The organism is Sphingopyxis sp. (assembly GCF_035944815.1).
Taxonomy (GTDB): Bacteria; Pseudomonadota; Alphaproteobacteria; order Sphingomonadales; family Sphingomonadaceae; genus Sphingopyxis.
Genome location: NZ_DASZAU010000002.1, coordinates 511,503 through 527,334, shown reverse-complemented (window position 1 = coordinate 527,334; position 15,832 = coordinate 511,503). Strand labels below are relative to the sequence as shown.

General features: G+C 67.1%; 12 protein-coding genes. 6 read left to right on the top strand and 6 right to left on the bottom strand.

What is annotated here, in order from left to right; translation table 11 throughout:
* Window positions 1-34: 34 nt before the first annotated feature.
* The 3 genes from VGU00_RS03525 to VGU00_RS03515 form a co-directional block, all read right to left on the bottom strand.
* A complete protein-coding gene (locus VGU00_RS03525) occupies window positions 35-3,625 on the bottom strand; it encodes a hydantoinase B/oxoprolinase family protein (RefSeq protein ID WP_327465534.1) in 3,591 nt (1,196 codons plus the stop codon).
* Window positions 3,606-5,231, bottom strand: coding sequence for a CHASE domain-containing protein (locus tag VGU00_RS03520; RefSeq protein ID WP_327465532.1), 1,626 nt, complete (start codon window positions 5,229-5,231; stop codon window positions 3,606-3,608). Before VGU00_RS03520 ends, VGU00_RS03525 begins: the two co-directional genes overlap by 20 nt.
* Window positions 5,232-5,392: 161 nt before the next feature.
* Entirely contained in the window at window positions 5,393-6,061 is a 669-nt protein-coding gene (locus tag VGU00_RS03515) for a helix-turn-helix domain-containing protein (protein ID WP_327465530.1), read from the bottom strand.
* A 143-nt stretch (window positions 6,062-6,204) separates the two neighbouring features.
* On the opposite strand from VGU00_RS03515, the gene VGU00_RS03510 reads away from it, so the two are divergent.
* The 3 genes from VGU00_RS03510 (at window position 6,205) to VGU00_RS03500 (ending at window position 9,748) form a co-directional block, all read left to right on the top strand.
* The gene (locus VGU00_RS03510; protein WP_327465528.1) at window positions 6,205-6,852 is read left to right on the top strand and encodes a glutathione S-transferase family protein; all 648 of its coding nucleotides are present in this window, start codon (window positions 6,205-6,207) and stop codon (window positions 6,850-6,852) included.
* Window positions 6,852-7,433 (top strand): SRPBCC domain-containing protein, encoded by a 582-nt coding sequence (locus tag VGU00_RS03505; RefSeq protein WP_327465526.1) that lies wholly within the window; start codon window positions 6,852-6,854, stop codon window positions 7,431-7,433. Before VGU00_RS03510 ends, VGU00_RS03505 begins: the two co-directional genes overlap by 1 nt.
* Before the next feature lie 473 nt (window positions 7,434-7,906).
* Entirely contained in the window at window positions 7,907-9,748 is a 1,842-nt protein-coding gene (locus VGU00_RS03500) for a gamma-glutamyltransferase family protein (protein ID WP_327465524.1), read from the top strand.
* On the opposite strand, the gene VGU00_RS03495 is transcribed toward VGU00_RS03500, so the two are convergent.
* The 3 genes from VGU00_RS03495 to VGU00_RS03485 form a co-directional block, all read right to left on the bottom strand.
* Window positions 9,742-11,328, bottom strand: a complete 1,587-nt coding sequence (locus tag VGU00_RS03495; RefSeq protein WP_327465522.1) for an ABC-F family ATP-binding cassette domain-containing protein — start codon at window positions 11,326-11,328, stop codon at window positions 9,742-9,744. The genes VGU00_RS03500 and VGU00_RS03495 overlap by 7 nt on opposite strands.
* A gap of 120 nt (window positions 11,329-11,448) precedes the next feature.
* Complete coding sequence (locus VGU00_RS03490; RefSeq protein WP_327465520.1) at window positions 11,449-12,420, bottom strand: magnesium and cobalt transport protein CorA; 972 nt, start codon at window positions 12,418-12,420, stop codon at window positions 11,449-11,451.
* A 77-nt stretch (window positions 12,421-12,497) separates the two neighbouring features.
* The gene (locus VGU00_RS03485; protein WP_327465517.1) at window positions 12,498-13,007 is read right to left on the bottom strand and encodes a hypothetical protein; all 510 of its coding nucleotides are present in this window, start codon (window positions 13,005-13,007) and stop codon (window positions 12,498-12,500) included.
* Between the two features lie 68 nt (window positions 13,008-13,075).
* On the opposite strand from VGU00_RS03485, the gene VGU00_RS03480 reads away from it, so the two are divergent.
* From VGU00_RS03480 to VGU00_RS03470, 3 genes are all read left to right on the top strand, one after another.
* The gene (locus VGU00_RS03480; protein WP_327465515.1) at window positions 13,076-13,534 is read left to right on the top strand and encodes a hypothetical protein; all 459 of its coding nucleotides are present in this window, start codon (window positions 13,076-13,078) and stop codon (window positions 13,532-13,534) included.
* A 151-nt stretch (window positions 13,535-13,685) separates the two neighbouring features.
* Window positions 13,686-14,063, top strand: a complete 378-nt coding sequence (locus VGU00_RS03475) for a BlaI/MecI/CopY family transcriptional regulator (protein ID WP_327465513.1) — start codon at window positions 13,686-13,688, stop codon at window positions 14,061-14,063.
* Window positions 14,063-15,775 carry a M56 family metallopeptidase gene (locus VGU00_RS03470; protein ID WP_327465511.1) on the top strand — a complete coding sequence of 571 codons (1,713 nt, stop codon included), beginning with the start codon at window positions 14,063-14,065 and terminating at the stop codon, window positions 15,773-15,775. The genes VGU00_RS03475 and VGU00_RS03470 overlap by 1 nt, the downstream gene beginning before the upstream one ends.
* Window positions 15,776-15,832 lie beyond the last annotated feature (57 nt).

The following is a 15,832-nucleotide window of genomic DNA, read 5'->3' as shown; positions in this document are numbered from 1 at the left end:
ATCCCCGCGTGGGGTAGACCGCGCTGCCGTCAAATTATCTCTCCCCTGATTTCCCGTAACCGCCGCCGCCCGGCGTTTCGATCACGAAGGCATCGCCCGCCGCTAGATCCGCGCTGCCGGTGGCGGCGAGCATTTCAACGGAGCCGTCGGCGCGCTCGACCCAGTTGCGGCCGGGCGCGGCGTCGGCGCCGCCCGCGAGGCCCGCGGGCGCGATCTGGCGCCGGTTGGCGAGGATGTTCGCCGCCATCGGCTCGCGGAAGCGGATGCGGCGGGTCGCGCCGTCGCCGCCGTGCCAGCGGCCCGCGCCGCCCGAGCCTTTGCGGATCGCAAACGCCTCGACGATCACCGGGAAGCGCGTTTCCATCACTTCGGGGTCGGTCATGCGGCTGTTGGTCATGTGCGTCTGGATCACGCTGGTGCCGTCGAAGCCCGGACCGGCGCCTGAGCCGCCCGCGATCGTTTCATAATATTGGTAGGCGTCGTTGCCGAAGGTGAAATTGTTCATCGTCCCCTGCGCGCCCGCCATCGCGCCGAAGGCGACGAACAGCGCGTCGGTGATGACCTGGCTCGTTTCGACATTGCCCGCGACGACGGCGGCGGGAAAGGTCGGCGAGAGCATCGAATTTTCGGGGACGATCAGCGTGACGGGGGCGAGGCAGCCTTCGTTCATCGGGATCGGGTCGTCGAGCATCGTGCGTAGCACGTAAAGCACGGCGGCGCGGACGACGGGCGTCGGCGCGTTGAAATTGTCGGGGAGTGTCGCCGACGAGCCGGTGAAGTCGATGGTGACGTGGCGCGCTTCGCGGTCGACCGTCACCGCGACCGCAACCTCGGCGCCATTGTCCATCGCGTAGCGGAAAGCACCGTCTTCGAGGCGCGCGACAAGTTGGCGGACCGCGGCTTCGGCCTGTGCCTGGCCGTGCGCCATATAGGCGGCGACGGTGGCGGCGCCGTGCGCGGCGCTGAGGTCGGCGAGCGCGCTGGCGCCGCGCTGGCAGGCGGCGACCTGCGCCTTCAGATCGGCGATGTTGAGCGCCGGGTTGCGCGCGGGCCAGTCGCTTGTCGTGAGATGCGCATGGACGTCGGCGTCGAGGAAGTTTTCGTCGTCGACGATCAGGACATTGTCGAAGAGGATGCCTTCGTCGGCGATGCTGCGGCTGTCGGGGGGCATCGAACCCGGCGCGATGCCGCCAAGGTCGGCGTGATGCCCGCGCGCGGCGACGAAAAAGCTGGGCGTGTCGCCGTCCACAAACACGGGCATGATGACGGTGATGTCGGGCAGGTGGGTGCCACCGTCATAGGGGGCGTTGAGCGCATAAGCGTCGCCGCGCCGGATCCCGCGACCGTCGCCCGCGCGCTGACGGAGGATGGTGCGCACGCTTTCGCCCATCGAACCGAGGTGGACGGGCATGTGCGGCGCATTGGCGACGAGGCGACCTTCGCCGTCGAAGATCGCGCAGGAGAAGTCGAGGCGCTCGCGGATGTTGATCGACGAAGCGCTGTGCTGGAGCGCACCGCCCATTTCCTCGGCGATCGCCATGAACAGGCTGTTGAAGATTTCGAGGCGGATCGGGTCCGGTGTGGCGAGGTCTTCGGCCGCGGTGGTACGCGTTTCGGTGGTACGGGTGCGGGCGAGGAGCAAGGTGCCTTCGCTTCGGACTTCGGCCTGCCAGCCGGGTTCGACGATGGTCGTCGAAAGCGCATCGATGACGATCGCGGGTCCCGCGACGCTGTGGCCGGGGGCGAGCGTGCCGCGCTGGTGGAGCGGGACGTTGTGCGCCGCGCCGGAAAGCCAGGCGGTGACGGTTTCGGGGGCGGCCCCGGCCGACGGGGCGGGGGGAGCGAGCGCGGCAGGGGTGTCGCCCGCCTCGGTCAGCTCGACGCGGATGCGGTCGACGATCAGGCTATTGTGCGGGGCGTAGCCGAAGCGCTGGCGGAAGGCGGCGGCGAAGCCCCGCGCGACGTCGGCGGGCGGCGCGAGTGCGAGTTCGATCGCATTGTCGCTGTCGGCGAGGCGGACGAAGAGCAGGGTTTCGCGGGTCGTTTGCGCGTCGGGAGCGAGGTCGGCGCGCGCTTGCTGCGACAGCTCGTCTTCAAGGCTGGCGAGCGTCGCGGCGCAACCTTCGTCGAGCTTGAGCCCGAGCGTGCGTTCGCGGATCGCCGACGGGCGGGCGAGGCCCATGCCATAGGCCGAAAGCACCCCGGCAAGCGGATGGAGCAGGATCTCGTCGACGCCGAGCGCATCGGCGACGAGGCAGACGTGCTGGCCAGCGGCGCCGCCGAAGCCGACGAGGCTGTAACCTTGGGTGAGGTCGTGGCCGCGCGCGATGGTGATGCGCTTGATCGCGTTCGCCATCTGCTGGACCGCGATCGCGAGCAGGCCCTCGGCGAGCGCTTCGGGGGTGATGTTCCCGACCTCGGCCGCCATCGCGGCGAACTTCTTGACGACGACATCGCGGTCGAGCGGCTGGTCGCCGTTCGGGCCGAAAAGTTTGGGAAAATGATCGGGCTGGATCTTGCCGAGCAGGACGTTGCAGTCGGTGACGGTAAGCGGGCCGCCGCGGCCATAGGCGGCGGGGCCGGGATTGGCGCCCGCGCTTTCGGGGCCGACCGAGAGGCGCGCGCCGTCCCAGCGGCAGATCGAGCCGCCGCCCGCCGCCACCGTATGGATGCGCAGCATCGGGGCGCGGATGCGCGTGCCCGCGACGATGGTTTCATTGTCGCGCTCGAGGCGGCCGGCATAATGGCTGACGTCGGTCGAGGTGCCGCCCATGTCGAAGCCGATCAGGCGGTCCTTGCCCAAGGGTGCGGCGCTGCCGACCATGCCGACGATGCCGCCGGCGGGTCCGGAAAGGATCGCGTCGCGGCCGTGGAAGGCGTTGGCGGCGGCGAGGCCGCCCGAACTTTTCATGAATTGCGGCTCGACGCCGTCGCCGAGTTGGCCGACGAACTGGCGGACATAATGGTGGAGGACGGGCGAGAGATAGGCGTCGGCGAGCGTCGTGTCGCCGCGCCCGACGAGCTTGATCAATGCGCTGACGTCATGGCTGGTCGAGATTTGCGCGAAGCCGAGGTCGGCGGCGATTTCGGCGAGGCGCTGCTCGTGCGCCGGATAGCGATAGCCGTGCATGAGCACGATCGCGATGCTGGCAAGGCCGTCGGCGCGCGCAGCTTGTAACGCGATGCGCGCGGCATCTTCGTCGAGCGGCGTCAATATCGTGCCGTCGGGGGCAATACGCTCGGCGATTTCGGCGACCGCGGCGTGCGGTGGCGGTGTCCGCTCGAGTTTGCGGGCGAAGAGGTCGGGGCGGTCCTGATAGCCGATCGTCAGCGCGTCGCCGAAGCCTGCCGTGATCGCAAGCAAGGTTGGCTCGCCCTTGCGTTCGAGGAGCGCGTTGGTCGCGACAGTGCTGCCCATGCGGATCGCGAGCGGGGGCAGGGCACCGGCGCCTGCGCCGGTCAGGTCGCGAATGGCATTGACCGCTGCGTCGCCGGGGCGCGCGGGGTCTTCGGAGAGATATTTGGTGGTGACGACGGCGCCGTCGGGGCTGCGTGCGACGACATCGGTGAAGGTGCCGCCGCGGTCGATCCAGATATGCCAGCGGTCATGAGGTTGAAGTGTCATCGTCCGGCCAGCGAATGACGATGGCGAGGCTGTTGTCAACCGCGCTGCGCTGCCATGTGCCCTTCAATTGCCGTTCGATCAGCGTGCGGATGAAGCGGGTGCCGAAACTTTCGCTTTCGATATGCGGCGTTTCGACAAGATCGCTTTCGGTCCAGTTCAGCTCGATGTCGCTCGCGTCGCGGTGCCAGCCGACCGCGAGGCGCCCTTTGCCGGCGAGCGCGCCATATTTGATGCTGTTCGTCACAAATTCATGGATCGCGAGCGAGATCGCCTGCGCGCCCTCGTCATCGAGGCGAACTTCGGGGCCCGCGATGGCGGCGAGCTGTGCCTCCGAAACGCCCGCGAGCTCGAGCTCGCGGTGGACGATGCGGCCGAGTTCGACGCTGTCGACGGCGCCGGTCACGAGCATCTGTTTGGCGTCCGACAGCGCGCGCATCCGGCCGTCGAACTTGCCCTCGAATTCTTCGAGACTGGTCGATTCGCGGAGCGTGATCCGCGCGAGCGCGCCGATGCGCGCAAAGGCGTTTTTCATCCGGTGCGCCATCTCGCCGATCATCAGCTCGCGGTCCTCGGCGTGGCGCGCCTTTTCCTCGGCCAGCGCCTGCGCTTCGCCGACGCGGCGTTGCTGGACGCGGTGGAGCTGCGTCGCGAGCGCCGCGAGCGCGAGGCCGAAGAGGAAGATGCCGAGCGGACGGCCGAGCCGTTCGAGCAGCCGGCCGTAGGATATGCGCATCGTCCATTGCCGGTCGGCGATGCGCAACACCTGTTGGTGCGCATCCCAGCCCATCTTGCCATGCCGGAAGATGACCGGCGCCGACGGACCGTCGCCCGCACGAATTTCCAGCCCGTCGATCCGGTCGAGCTGCGGGCCGAGGATCGCCGCCATCATGTCGTTGATGCGGAAGGGCGCATAGATGAAGGCTTCGATCGGTCGGGCTCCAGGAGCGGTCGCGAGCGTGCCTTGCCCGGCATCGGCCGGTTCGCGCGCATAGACGGGAAGGTAGATCAGGAATCCCTGCTGCTTGACCTTCGCGGCCTTTTCCTGCGCGAGGTGGACGATACCGCTCGCGGCGGGGCGGCCGGTCTGCCAGGCGCGGCGCATCGCTTCGCGGCGGACGGCCTCGCTATACATATCGAAGCCCAGTGCGACGTGGCGGCGCGGCGTATAGGGTTCGACGAGCACCACCGCGAAGCCGACGGGCTGGTCGGTGGTTGCCGGCCAGACCTTGATGTCCTCGCCATAATTTTCGCGCAGCCTGTCCTCCAGCGCGGCGGGGGTTCCCGCGCGCATCGCGGCGGCGATGCCGATCCCCTCCATGCCCGGCGAATGGACCTGCGGCTGGAGCGCGGCGAGATAGGCACGGATGCCGGGGCCGCTGGCGGCGGCGTCGGACTGGTAGAGCGCCCGGACCCCCTCGAGAATCGCGACATGGTCGCGCAGGCGCATATTGAACTGCGTCGCGACGCGCGCCGCGCGATCCTCTTCGTCGGATTGATTGTAGAGGAAGCTGGCGGTCGCGGCGGCCAATGTCGCGAGCAGGATCACCAGCCCGACGAACCGGACGAGCAGCGCCAACAGCCGATCAGCCCAAGTGGAAGGGCGCATTGAAGATATCCTGACCGATGGCTGCCGCAGCAGCGCCCCCCTCCATCGCGAGATGTTTCATGCGCAGGCCATGATAGCAAGCTAATTCCATGCCGTTTCGGCCGCATTGCACATCGCGGTCCCCATGCGCGTCGGCGTGGCGTGGACCGCCGTTTGCGCGGTCAATATTCGACGAAGATCCGGACCCTGTCCGGGCTGAGCCCGACGGCCTGTGCGATTTGTTCGCGGCAGCGATCGATTAGGTCCTGCACCTGTTCGGGCGGGGCATCTTCGAGCAGGTCGGCGGTCTCGACGCCGAGGATGGCGGCGAGCTTTGCCATGCGGTCGTGCTTGGGGCGCGCCCGGCCGTTTTCCCAGCTGGAGACCGACGGGGCGCTGACGCCCATGCGTTTGGCGATATCCGCCTGGTTGAGCCCGGCGTCGGTGCGGAAGCGCTGCAGGCGCGCGCCGAAGGCTTCGTCGATCTCCGCCTCCACCGGATCGTCTGGGAGTGCGGGGACGGCGTCGACGGCGCTCTTCAGCTCGACGGCGCTGAGCGTCGCTGGCGATACGGGGCCCTCGAACTGGCAGCCGAAAAGTCGCCCGCTGGCCCAGATGACTTTCGCCATAATGTCGCCGGCGTGCGGCAGCTCGATTTCGATCCGGTCGCCGGCGGTCAGCTTGATGTCGCTTTCGAACAACAGGCCGGTTCCGGAGATATTGTGGATCTGGACGTCGATTCCGGTGCCGCCATGCTGCGAACCGCGCGCAAGCAGGCTGAGTTTCCGGCGCGTGTCGAAGCGCCGGTCGGCGTCGGGCGCCGATGGAAGGAAATATCCGGAAATGGCCATATGCCGTTGATGTCGCTGGCTGGTTAAAAGAGGGTTAGCAGGGGCACCGAAAGGCGGCATTCGGGAATATATCGGGTGCTTCGGACAGGTTGCAGGTCAAAACCTTTGGCCTATGATGCGGACCACAGGACAGGAGAAGCGGGATGATCATTTACGGGTCGGTGGTGTCGCCATTCGTGCGCAAATTGCTGGGGTTCCTTGGCGAAAAGGGGATTGCTTTCGAATTGAAGGGCGTCGGGATCGGCGATCCCGATCCGGGTTTCCGGGCCGCGTCGCCGCTCGGCAAGATGCCGGCGATGGACGACGACGGTTTCCTGCTGGCCGATTCGAGCGCGATCATCCAATATATCGAGGCCAAATATCCCGAACCCGCGCTGATCCCTGCCGACCCGCAGGAGCGCGGCCGGGTGATCTGGTGGGAGGAGTTCGGCGACACGGTGTTCGCCGCGTGCAGCGGCAAGATGTTCTTCAACCGGATCGTCGCGCCGAAATTCCTTGGCCGCGAAGGCGATCTTGCCGCGGCGGCGCTGGCCGAGAGCGAGGAATTGCCCAAGTTGCTCGCCTATCTGGAAAGCGCGATCCCGGCGTCGGGTTTCCTCGTCGGCGACCGGCTGACGCTCGCCGACCTTGCCGTCGCATCACCGCTGATGAATTTCCGCCACTGCGGTGCGTGCATCGATCCCGCGACGCACCCCAAAATCGCTGCGTGGAGCGAGGCGATCCTGTCGCGGCCGAGCATGGCGCCGTGGATCGAGAAGGAAGAGCGGATGATGGCGAAGGTGCTCGGCTGATGGCGTCGCCGCTGGCGTCCGGGCTCGCGGCGGCATTGCTGCTCGCGGCGCCGGGCGCGGCGCTCGCCGAGGATGTGCGGGTGACGAAGCAGGTCGAAGCCGACCGCACGACGACGATGGTGCATATGATAACGGTCGATGCGGCCCCCGCCGAGGTGTGGACCGCGATCTCGACCGCCGAAGGATGGATGACGTGGGCGGTGCCGGTCGCGTGGGTTGCAAAGGACGATCCCGACCTGATCGAGACGGCCTATGATCCGGCGTCGCATCCCGGTGCGGCCGACACGATCCAGCAGCGCTTTACCGAGCGGGTGCCGGGCCGGTCGCTGGCGTTCCGCACGGTAAAGGCGCCTGCGGGTTTTCCGCATTGGGAGACATATCGGAACGTCACGAGCCTGTTCGAAATTGAGCCGGCGGGCAAGCGGACGCGCGTGCGGCTGACGTCGCGGGGCTATCCCGACACCGCCGACGGTCGCGCGCTGCTCGGCTTTTTCGAGGGCGGCAACAGGATGACACTGGAAAATCTGCGCGCGCGCTTTGCGACGGGGCCGGTCGACTGGGCGGCCCGGCTGCGCCGCTGACGCGATGCGCACGCGGCAGCGGATTTGCGAGCAAAAGGCACGCTATGCGTCGGCCGACGACGCGTTGCAGTCGGCGCGCGCGAGCGGACTGGACCTGCGCCCCTATCGATGCGAGCGCTGCCGGCGTTTTCACCTCACGAGCCGGACGAAGGGCAAGTGGGTGCCGAAGGCGGCGGATCGATAGCGGGTGAGGTCCGAATGCGACCGGTTGCTGCCGCTCATTCTCCCCTCCCGCTTGCGGGAGGGGTCGGGGGTGGGCAGCAACGCCGCGATCAGCCCACCCCGCTGCGGCTAGCGAGCAAGCTCGCAAGCCTCGCTGCCCCTCCCGCAAGCGGGAGGGGCAATCAGTTCACAATCTCAACGGCAGCTCCCCACCCCTAACCCGACTTCCTGTCGATCGTATATAAAATCCGACCTTGCCCTGATCGCCCCACGCCGCGACAACGGCTTCCTTTTTACGGGGATATGAATCGATGGATCGTCGCACACTCCTGACCGCCGTGCCGGCCGCCGCGCTGTTGCCCTCGGTGGGGCGGGCGCAGGACAGCAAACCGAAAGCCGCGCCCAAGGCTGATGGTTCGGTACCGCCGGTGTGGGAGGCGGGCGCGGATCGGTTCGTGCGGCCCGATGTGCAGGGCGGGGATCGGCCGGTCGGCGCGAGCTTTGCCTCGCGCACCGCGGCCTATGGCCTCCACGGTGCAGCGGGGACCGCGCACCCGCTCGCGACGCAGGCAGGGATCGACATCTTGAAGCGCGGCGGCTCGGCGGTCGACGCGGCGATCGCGATCAATGCGTGCCTCGGGCTGCTCGAACCGACCGCGAACGGCATCGGCGGCGATGTCTATGCGATGATTTGGGACCCGAAGACGAAGAAGCTGGCGGGGCTCGCCGGATCGGGGAAGAGCCCGCGCGGGCTCGACCTTGCGACGGTTCGGTCGCGCGCGAAGGGCGGGACGCTGCCCGCCTATGGCGCGATCAGCGTATCGGTGCCGGGCGCGGTCGACGGCTGGTGGACGATGCACCAGCGTTACGGGAAATTGCCGTGGAAGGAATTGTTCGAGCCGGTGATCGCGCATGCCGAGGCAGGCGCGCCGGTCCCCGACATGATCGCTTATTATATCCGCCGCAGCCTTGCCGGCTTCCGCCAGCCGGGGCGCGGGATCGAGGAAATCGACAATGCGATGCGGACCTATGGCGTCAATGACGGCAAGGGGCCGGCGGCGGGGCAGGTGTTCCGCAATCCCGACCTTGCGCGCACCTTTCGCCTGATCGCCGAGGGCGGGCGCGATGCCTTTTACGAGGGCGAGATCGCGCGGACGATCGACGCCTATTTCAAGCGGATCGGCGGCTGGCTGCGCTATGAGGATATGGCGGCGCACCGGAGCGAATGGATCGAGCCGCACAGGACGGGCTATCGCCGCACCGACGTCTATGCGCTTGGCGCCAACACGCAGGGCATTGCGACGCTGCAGATGCTCAACATCCTCGAAAATTTCGACCTGAAGGGCGCGGGCTTCCAGTCGGCGCTGTCGATCCACCTGCAGGCCGAGGCCAAGCGCCTCGCCTATGAGGATCGTGCGCGCTATTATGCCGATCCGCATTTCGCCAAGGTGCCGGTCGAGTGGCTCGTGTCGAAGGACTATGCCGCCGAGCGCGCCAAGCTGATCCGTCCCGACCGGCTGCTCACCCCGGTCCATCCGGGGCAGGCGCCGAGCCGCGGCGACACCACCTATTTCAGCTGCGCCGACAAGGACGGGATGATGGTGTCGATGATCCAGTCGAACTTCCGCGGCATGGGGTCGGGACTGGTCGCCGACGGCCTCGGCTTCATGTTTCAGGATCGCGGGCAGCTGTTCAGCTTGGCTGACGGGCATCCCAATATCTATGCACCGGGCAAAAGGCCGTTCCAGACGATCATCCCGGGCTTTGCGGCGCGGGGCGATGTCCCGTGGATGAGCTTTGGCGTGATGGGCGGCGACATGCAGCCGCAGGGGCAGGCGCAGATCATGATCAATCGTATCGATTACGGGCTGGAGATCCAGGCCGCGGGCGATTCGCCGCGCTGGCACCATGAGGGATCGTCCGAAACGATGGGCGAGGATTCGCCCGATCTGGGGACCAATGGCGTGCTGCGGCTCGAAACCGGCGTGCCCGATGCCACCAAGCGTCAGCTGGCCGATATCGGCTGGACGCTGGGCGAATCCGACGGCGGGTTCGGACGCTATCAATGCGTCGAACATCGCATGGACGGCGACCGCCGCGTCTATGCCGCGGCGAGCGAGATGCGCGCCGACGGCTGTGCGCTTGCTTATTGAGGGTCGCCGAGCACAATCTCGCGCGTGATCCCGATCGCCTCCAGAAAGGCCGTGTCGTGGCTGACGACGAGCAGCGCACCGTCATAGGCGGCGAGGCCGGTTTCAACCGCGGTCAGCGAGTCGATGTCGAGATGGTTGCCAGGCTCGTCGAGGATCAGCAGCTGTGGCGGTACGGGTGCGCCGAGGACGCACGCGAGCCCGGCGCGCAGCATCTGCCCGCCGCTCAATGTCCCGACGATGCGGTCGGCGGCGTCGGCGCGAAAGCGGAAGCGAGCCAGCGCGGCGCGGCACTGGTTGTTCGTCGTCCCGGGATTGCGTGCGAGGAAATTGTCGGCGATCGATAGCGCGGGATCGAGCAGGCCGACGCGCTGGTCGAAGAGCGCGAAGGCGACGGGCGCGCGCACCTGGCCCTCCCAGGGGAGGAGCGTTCCGGCGACAAGCGCGAGCAGGGTCGATTTGCCCGACCCATTGGGGCCGGTGATCGCGACGCGCTCGGGACCCGTGATGGTGAACGACAGGTCGCGGATGACCGGCTGGTCGGGGGTATAGCCGGTCGTGACATGATCGAGCGCGACGACGGTGCGCGACGCGGGCAGGCCCGTCGAGGCGAGGCCGACCGAAAGCGGATCGACGACCTCGATCCTGGCGCGTGCGGTCGAGAGCTGGTCTTCGGCCGCGCCGCGCTGGCGTTCGGCGAGGCGGCTGCCTGCGGCGCGCGTTTCCTCGGCGCGGCGCTTGAGCCCGCCGATCAGGATCCGGGGCATGTCGCCGCGCGCGGCCTTCGCGCGTCCACGCGAATCGCGGCGGTCCTGCTTCTCGGTCGCGACCTGCGCCTGCCTTTGCGCTGCGTCGGCGCGTTTTTCGGCACCGGCGAGTTCGGCTTGGGCAGCGGCCTGCTCGACCGCCTTGCGCTCGCGATAGGCGCTCCAGCCGCCGCCGTAGCGCGCGGCGCCGAGGCCGGTGAGTTCGACGATCGCGTCCATCTCCTCGAGCAACTCGCGGTCGTGGCTGACGATAATCGCGCCGCCGCGCCAGCGTGCGAGCAGGTCGCGAACCGCCTGCCGTCCTTCGCGGTCGAGATTGTTGGTCGGTTCGTCGAGCAGCAGGAAATCAGGCGCCGCAAACATCGCGCCGGCGAGTGCGGCGCGGGTGCGCTGCCCGCCCGACAATTCAGCAAGCGGCGCGTCGGAGGGCACGGACAGGCCGACGTTCGCGAGCGCTTCGTCGATCCGCGCTTCGAGCGTCCAGTCGGCGTCGGCGATTTCATCGACCGTTGCCTCCCCGGCTTCGGCTCTGCGTAGCAGCGCGAGCGCGGCGCGGGCATCGAACAGGTCCGCGACGCTCTCGTCGGTGCCGACCTGCACCGTCTGGCGCAGCATCGCGATGCTGCCGTCGATCGCGATATGGCCCGACGCGGGCGCGAGCTCGCCGGTCAGCAGGCGCAGCAGCGTCGATTTGCCGACGCCGTTGCGGCCGACGATGCCGGTGCGTTCGGGCTGGAACTGGAGGTCGAGGCCGGAAAGGACGGCGCGGCCGTCGGGCGTGGACCAGTGAAGGTCGGAAACGGTAATGGCGGGCATGGACAAGGCTTTCCTGAAGGCAAGGCGGTTAGGCTGCGTTCAGTTGCGATCCATGATCCTGCATACTCCGTTCGAGGGTGTGGCGCCCTATTTAGGGCTTATGCGCCGCCGCGGCAAGGGTCAGAGCCAGCCGATATGCTTGAAGCGCCAGAAAACGAGACCCGATCCGCCGAAGATCAGCGCCAGCGCGAACGGATAGCCGAGCCGCCAGTCGAGCTCGGGCATGAATTCGAAATTCATGCCGTAAATCCCCGCGATCGCGGTGGGGACCGCGAGGATCGCGGCCCAGGCGGCAAGCTGGCGCGTGATCACGCCTTGCCGTTGCTGTTCGAGCATGCCGTTGGTTTCGATCACCGACGCGGCGATGTCGCGAAGCCCCGACAGGCGGAATTCGGCGCGCTGCACATGGTCCCAGATATCGCGAAAGAAGGGGCGCACCGCAGGGTCGATATTGGGCAGGTCGTCGTCGGTCGCGAGCCGCCCCGCGACCTCCTTCATCATGCCGACGAGGCGCTGGAAGCGGATGATTTCGTGCCGCTGTTTGTAGAGGTGACGGATCTCCCCGGCGTCGAGCGGGGTGTCCATCACGCTGTCCTCGACGATCAGCATCCGGTCCTCGATCGCATCGACGACGGGGAAATAGCCGTCGACGATGAAATCGAGCACGGCATAGAGGACATAGTCGGGTCCATGCGCGAGCTTGGCCGGCAGGGATTCGAGCCGCGCCCTGATGTCGGTGTGCGTGCGCGCCGAGCCGTGGCGGACGCTGACGAAAAAATGCGGGCCGAGGAAGAAGGCGGTTTCGCCCGGGTTGATCGTGTCGCCGTCGAGATTGGCGGTGCGCGTGATGACGAACAGCTGGTCGCCATAGGCCTCCACCTTCGGCAGCTGGTTCGCTTTCAGCGCATCTTCGACCGCGAGCGGGTGGAGGCCGAAGCGCTTGGCAATGCCCGCGAGTTCGCCCGGGGTCGGTTCGTAGAGGCCGAGCCAGAAAAAGTCGCCATCGTCGCAATCTTCGGGGATCGCCTCGTCTGGCCCCAGGTCGCGGACGAGCTTGCCGTCGTGATAGACGCGGGCGGCCATGATCGGCATGCGGCGGAAACTCCCTTGCTGTGCCGCGCCCATATAATGCGCCGGGCAAGGAAGGGAAATCTTCGCTGCGGCCGGGGTCAGATATCGCGGCTGTCATAGGCCCATTGCAGCAGCGCCTGCCGCTGCCGGGGCCGGCAGAAGGGATCGCCGGGCTCGCAATGCTTGCGTATCTGGGCGGCGTGGCGCCGGAAGGCGCGCCACCGCGCGACCTGGCGGCGATCCTCGTCGGGCATCCGCCGCCCTGAATAATAGCGGCAATACCATTGGAACCAGCCGCGCGGATCGTCGGGATGAATCCAGCCCTTCGCGACCCAGACGCGCAAGGGCACGCTCGCCCGCACGCCGAAATAGTTGAGGTCGCAGTCGGGGCCGCCCGGGGCGAGCCGCGCGTGTTCGAACCAGCTTGCCGGAAATTCGTCGGTACAGTCGGTCATATATTTGCCGCAGAAGACGCCGAGGCGGAGCATGTCGGCCGGGGTCAGTTCGGGCGCGAAGTCGGGATCGAACGCCTTTCCCACGGGCGCGGTGCGCGTGTAGCGATAATTGCGCTGCATGCGGTCGTTCACGATGACGGTGACATTGTCCATGCGCCGAGCCTAGCGGCGGGCCGCGCGGCTGCAATGGGGGATCGGTCGTTTCGGCCGGTTACGACCGGTTGCGGACGTTCGCTGAAGGCACCTATACGCCTAACGACTGGCGGCAAAGCGGCCTTGATTTGGATGGGAGAGAAGGTGTGTTGGAGCGGCTAAAATGGTCTGCAATGGCCCTTTCGCAGGACGCAGAAACGCAGAATGGCCTCTTTCCCGATTTCGTTGTGGTGGCGGATGAATTGGCACTTAATTGGGATGAAGCTCTCAATGAGTTGAACGATCCCGATTTGCGGATAAATGATGATCAAAAATCAAAAATTGAGAAGCTGGACGCAATGATCCTCGCGATAAGCGGGCTAGAAAATATAAAATTCTGGGACGATGATGCGCTAGAGGTTTTTCAAGAGTGGGAAGATATAAGATTGGCTGCTTCCGAGGTTTTGAAGTCTTTTGGCTGGCCCATCGCGGCACCGCCGCCATCTTTCGACATATATATATCGGGCCACAAGGGCATGGTTGATTGAGTTGAATAGCGGCGGCTCGCCAAAGCGAATAGGGACCGCTTCCCACCCCAAAGCCGACCCTTCCACGCCCCTGTATTAGCCGAATAAAACCCCTTGCCAAGCATGCGCTACAAATGTAGCACGCTACAAATGTAGCGCATGAGGTTATTCGATGCTGTCCAGTTTGCCGCCGCGGGAACGCGAAATCGTCGACATTCTATACGAGCGCGGCGCCTCGACGGTGACCGAGATTGCCGAGGCGCTGTCCGACGAACTGTCGGGGTCGGCGATCCGTGCAATGTTGAAGCGGCTCGAGGCGAAGGGCTTTGTCGCCCGCGAAGCGTCCGAGCGCGGTTTCGTCTATGCGCCGAGCGTGTCGGACAAGACCGCGCGCAAGTCGGCGCTGAGCCAGGTCGTGCGCGTCTTTTTCAACGGATCGGCGACGAGCGCCGCCGCGGCGCTGCTCGGGATGCAGGACGAGATGAGCAATAGCGAACTCGACGAGCTGGAAAAGCTGATCGAACAGGCGCGCGAGGGGAGGAACCAGTGATGAGCGGGACGATGATCACGACGGCAGCCCTGATCGGGCTGGCCTGGAAATCGGCGCTGATCGCCGGATTGACGCTGGCGCTGTTGCGGCTCGTGCGGAAGCGGTCGGCGGGCGAGCGCTCGCTCGTCGCGCATATCGGCCTGCTCGCGCTGCTGGCGCTGCCCGTCGCCAGCCTTGCCCTGCCGCAGTGGCAACCGCTGCCCGCGAGCTGGGCGGCCGAGGCCGCGCCGGCGACGCGTGCGATCGCGATTGCCGACAAGGCGGCGCCGGTGCTTTCGACGCGGGCGACCCCGGCCGATGCGGCCGGAACCGAAACGACGGAGGTTGCGGGGTCGGCCCCGGCCATGTTTCCCGCCGTTTCCGACATCGCCCTCCTTGTTTACGCATTCCCCCTTGCGCTGCTGTTTGGAGTGATGTTGCTCGCCGTCGTGCGCCTGTTCGCGATGCGTGGCCGCGCCGAGGTGCTCGTCGAAGGGTCGTGGCTGTCGGCGCTGGCCGAGGCGCAGCGCCGCATGGGTTTCAAACATGGCACCGCGCTGCTGGTCAGCAACGAATTGCGCTCGCCGATCAGCTGGGGCGTGCTGCGCCCGACGATCGTGCTGAGCCCGAAGGCGGTCGAGGCGGTCGGCGAGGCCGAGGCGATCATCGCGCACGAATTGGCGCATGTCGCGCGGCTCGACTGGGCGAAGCTGCTCGCGTCGCGCGTCGCCTGCGCGCTGTTCTGGTTCAACCCGCTGGTGTGGATGCTGGCGCGCGAGAGCCACCAGCTACGCGAGGAAGCCGCCGACGATGCAGTACTGATGGCCGACATCGACGGTCCCGATTATGCGACGCTGCTCGTCGGAGCGGCGCGGCATGACAATCAGGCCGTGCTGCTGGCGGCGCACGGCGTCGCCCCGGGCAAGAGCAGCCTGAAGCGCCGCATCACCCGCGTCCTCGACGGTAGCCTGAAGCGCGGCCCCGCGAGTGCGAGCTGGATCCTGATGAGCCTGGTGATCGTCGCGGGCATCACCGCGCCGCTGGCGGCCTTTTCGGCGACGGCGAAGCCGCTCCCCAAGGCGGAGGCGCGCGCGGTAGCCGCGCCGGCCGGCCGGATCGCGGTCGCGGTTTCGCAAGCTGCGTCGGCGGCGACCGCCGAAAGCACGGCAGCGGCAGCCACCCCCGCGAAGCCGCTGAGCGCCGAAGACCTGGTGAGCATGCGCGCGGTCGGCGTAACCCCCGAATATGTTGCGCAGATGCGCGAACATGGCGGTGTGTCGATGACCGCCGACGAAATCATCGGCGCCAAGGCGGCGGGGGTCGATCCCGCCTATATCAGGACGATGCGCGGTATCTTTCCGGGGGTCGACGTCGACGAGCTGGTCGGTGCATCGGCGCTCCATATCGAGCCCGCCTTCGCCCGCGACATGAAAACCCATTTCCCTGACATCGACATCGACGATGTGATCGCGCTGCGGGCGATGGGGGTCGACTGCGACTTCGTCACCGACATGCAGAAGGCCGGGGTGAAGATGCGCAGCGCCGACGACGCGATCGAGCTGCGCGCCACGGGCGGCTGGATGGCGACCAAGGGCGGCAAGGGCGGCAAAGGTCCGAAAAGCGCGACCGTCCGTGTCGGTCCCGGCGTGATCGAGGCGCGCAGCGCCGACGGCCGGGTCGCGCGGGTCGAATTGCCCGAGCCGCCGGCCCCGCCGGCGCCGCCCGGGACCTGACGCCGGGCCACTGGCCCAAAGCCGAGGTCCGTTAATCGAATAATCATTGGGAATTGC

Excerpts from the sequence above, each read along its gene's own strand:
- VGU00_RS03475 (WP_327465513.1), top strand. The coding sequence starts at position 13,686 with ATGCTGTCCAGTTTGCCGCCGCGGGAACGCGAAATCGTCGACATTCTA.
- VGU00_RS03485 (WP_327465517.1), bottom strand. The coding sequence starts at position 13,007 with ATGGACAATGTCACCGTCATCGTGAACGACCGCATGCAGCGCAATTAT.
- VGU00_RS03470 (WP_327465511.1), top strand. The coding sequence starts at position 14,063 with ATGAGCGGGACGATGATCACGACGGCAGCCCTGATCGGGCTGGCCTGG.
- VGU00_RS03525 (WP_327465534.1), bottom strand. The coding sequence starts at position 3,625 with ATGACACTTCAACCTCATGACCGCTGGCATATCTGGATCGACCGCGGC.
- VGU00_RS03520 (WP_327465532.1), bottom strand. The coding sequence starts at position 5,231 with ATGCGCCCTTCCACTTGGGCTGATCGGCTGTTGGCGCTGCTCGTCCGG.
- VGU00_RS03490 (WP_327465520.1), bottom strand. The coding sequence starts at position 12,420 with ATGCCGATCATGGCCGCCCGCGTCTATCACGACGGCAAGCTCGTCCGC.
- VGU00_RS03510 (WP_327465528.1), top strand. The coding sequence starts at position 6,205 with ATGATCATTTACGGGTCGGTGGTGTCGCCATTCGTGCGCAAATTGCTG.
- VGU00_RS03495 (WP_327465522.1), bottom strand. The coding sequence starts at position 11,328 with ATGCCCGCCATTACCGTTTCCGACCTTCACTGGTCCACGCCCGACGGC.
- VGU00_RS03505 (WP_327465526.1), top strand. The coding sequence starts at position 6,852 with ATGGCGTCGCCGCTGGCGTCCGGGCTCGCGGCGGCATTGCTGCTCGCG.
- VGU00_RS03515 (WP_327465530.1), bottom strand. The coding sequence starts at position 6,061 with ATGGCCATTTCCGGATATTTCCTTCCATCGGCGCCCGACGCCGACCGG.
- VGU00_RS03500 (WP_327465524.1), top strand. The coding sequence starts at position 7,907 with ATGGATCGTCGCACACTCCTGACCGCCGTGCCGGCCGCCGCGCTGTTG.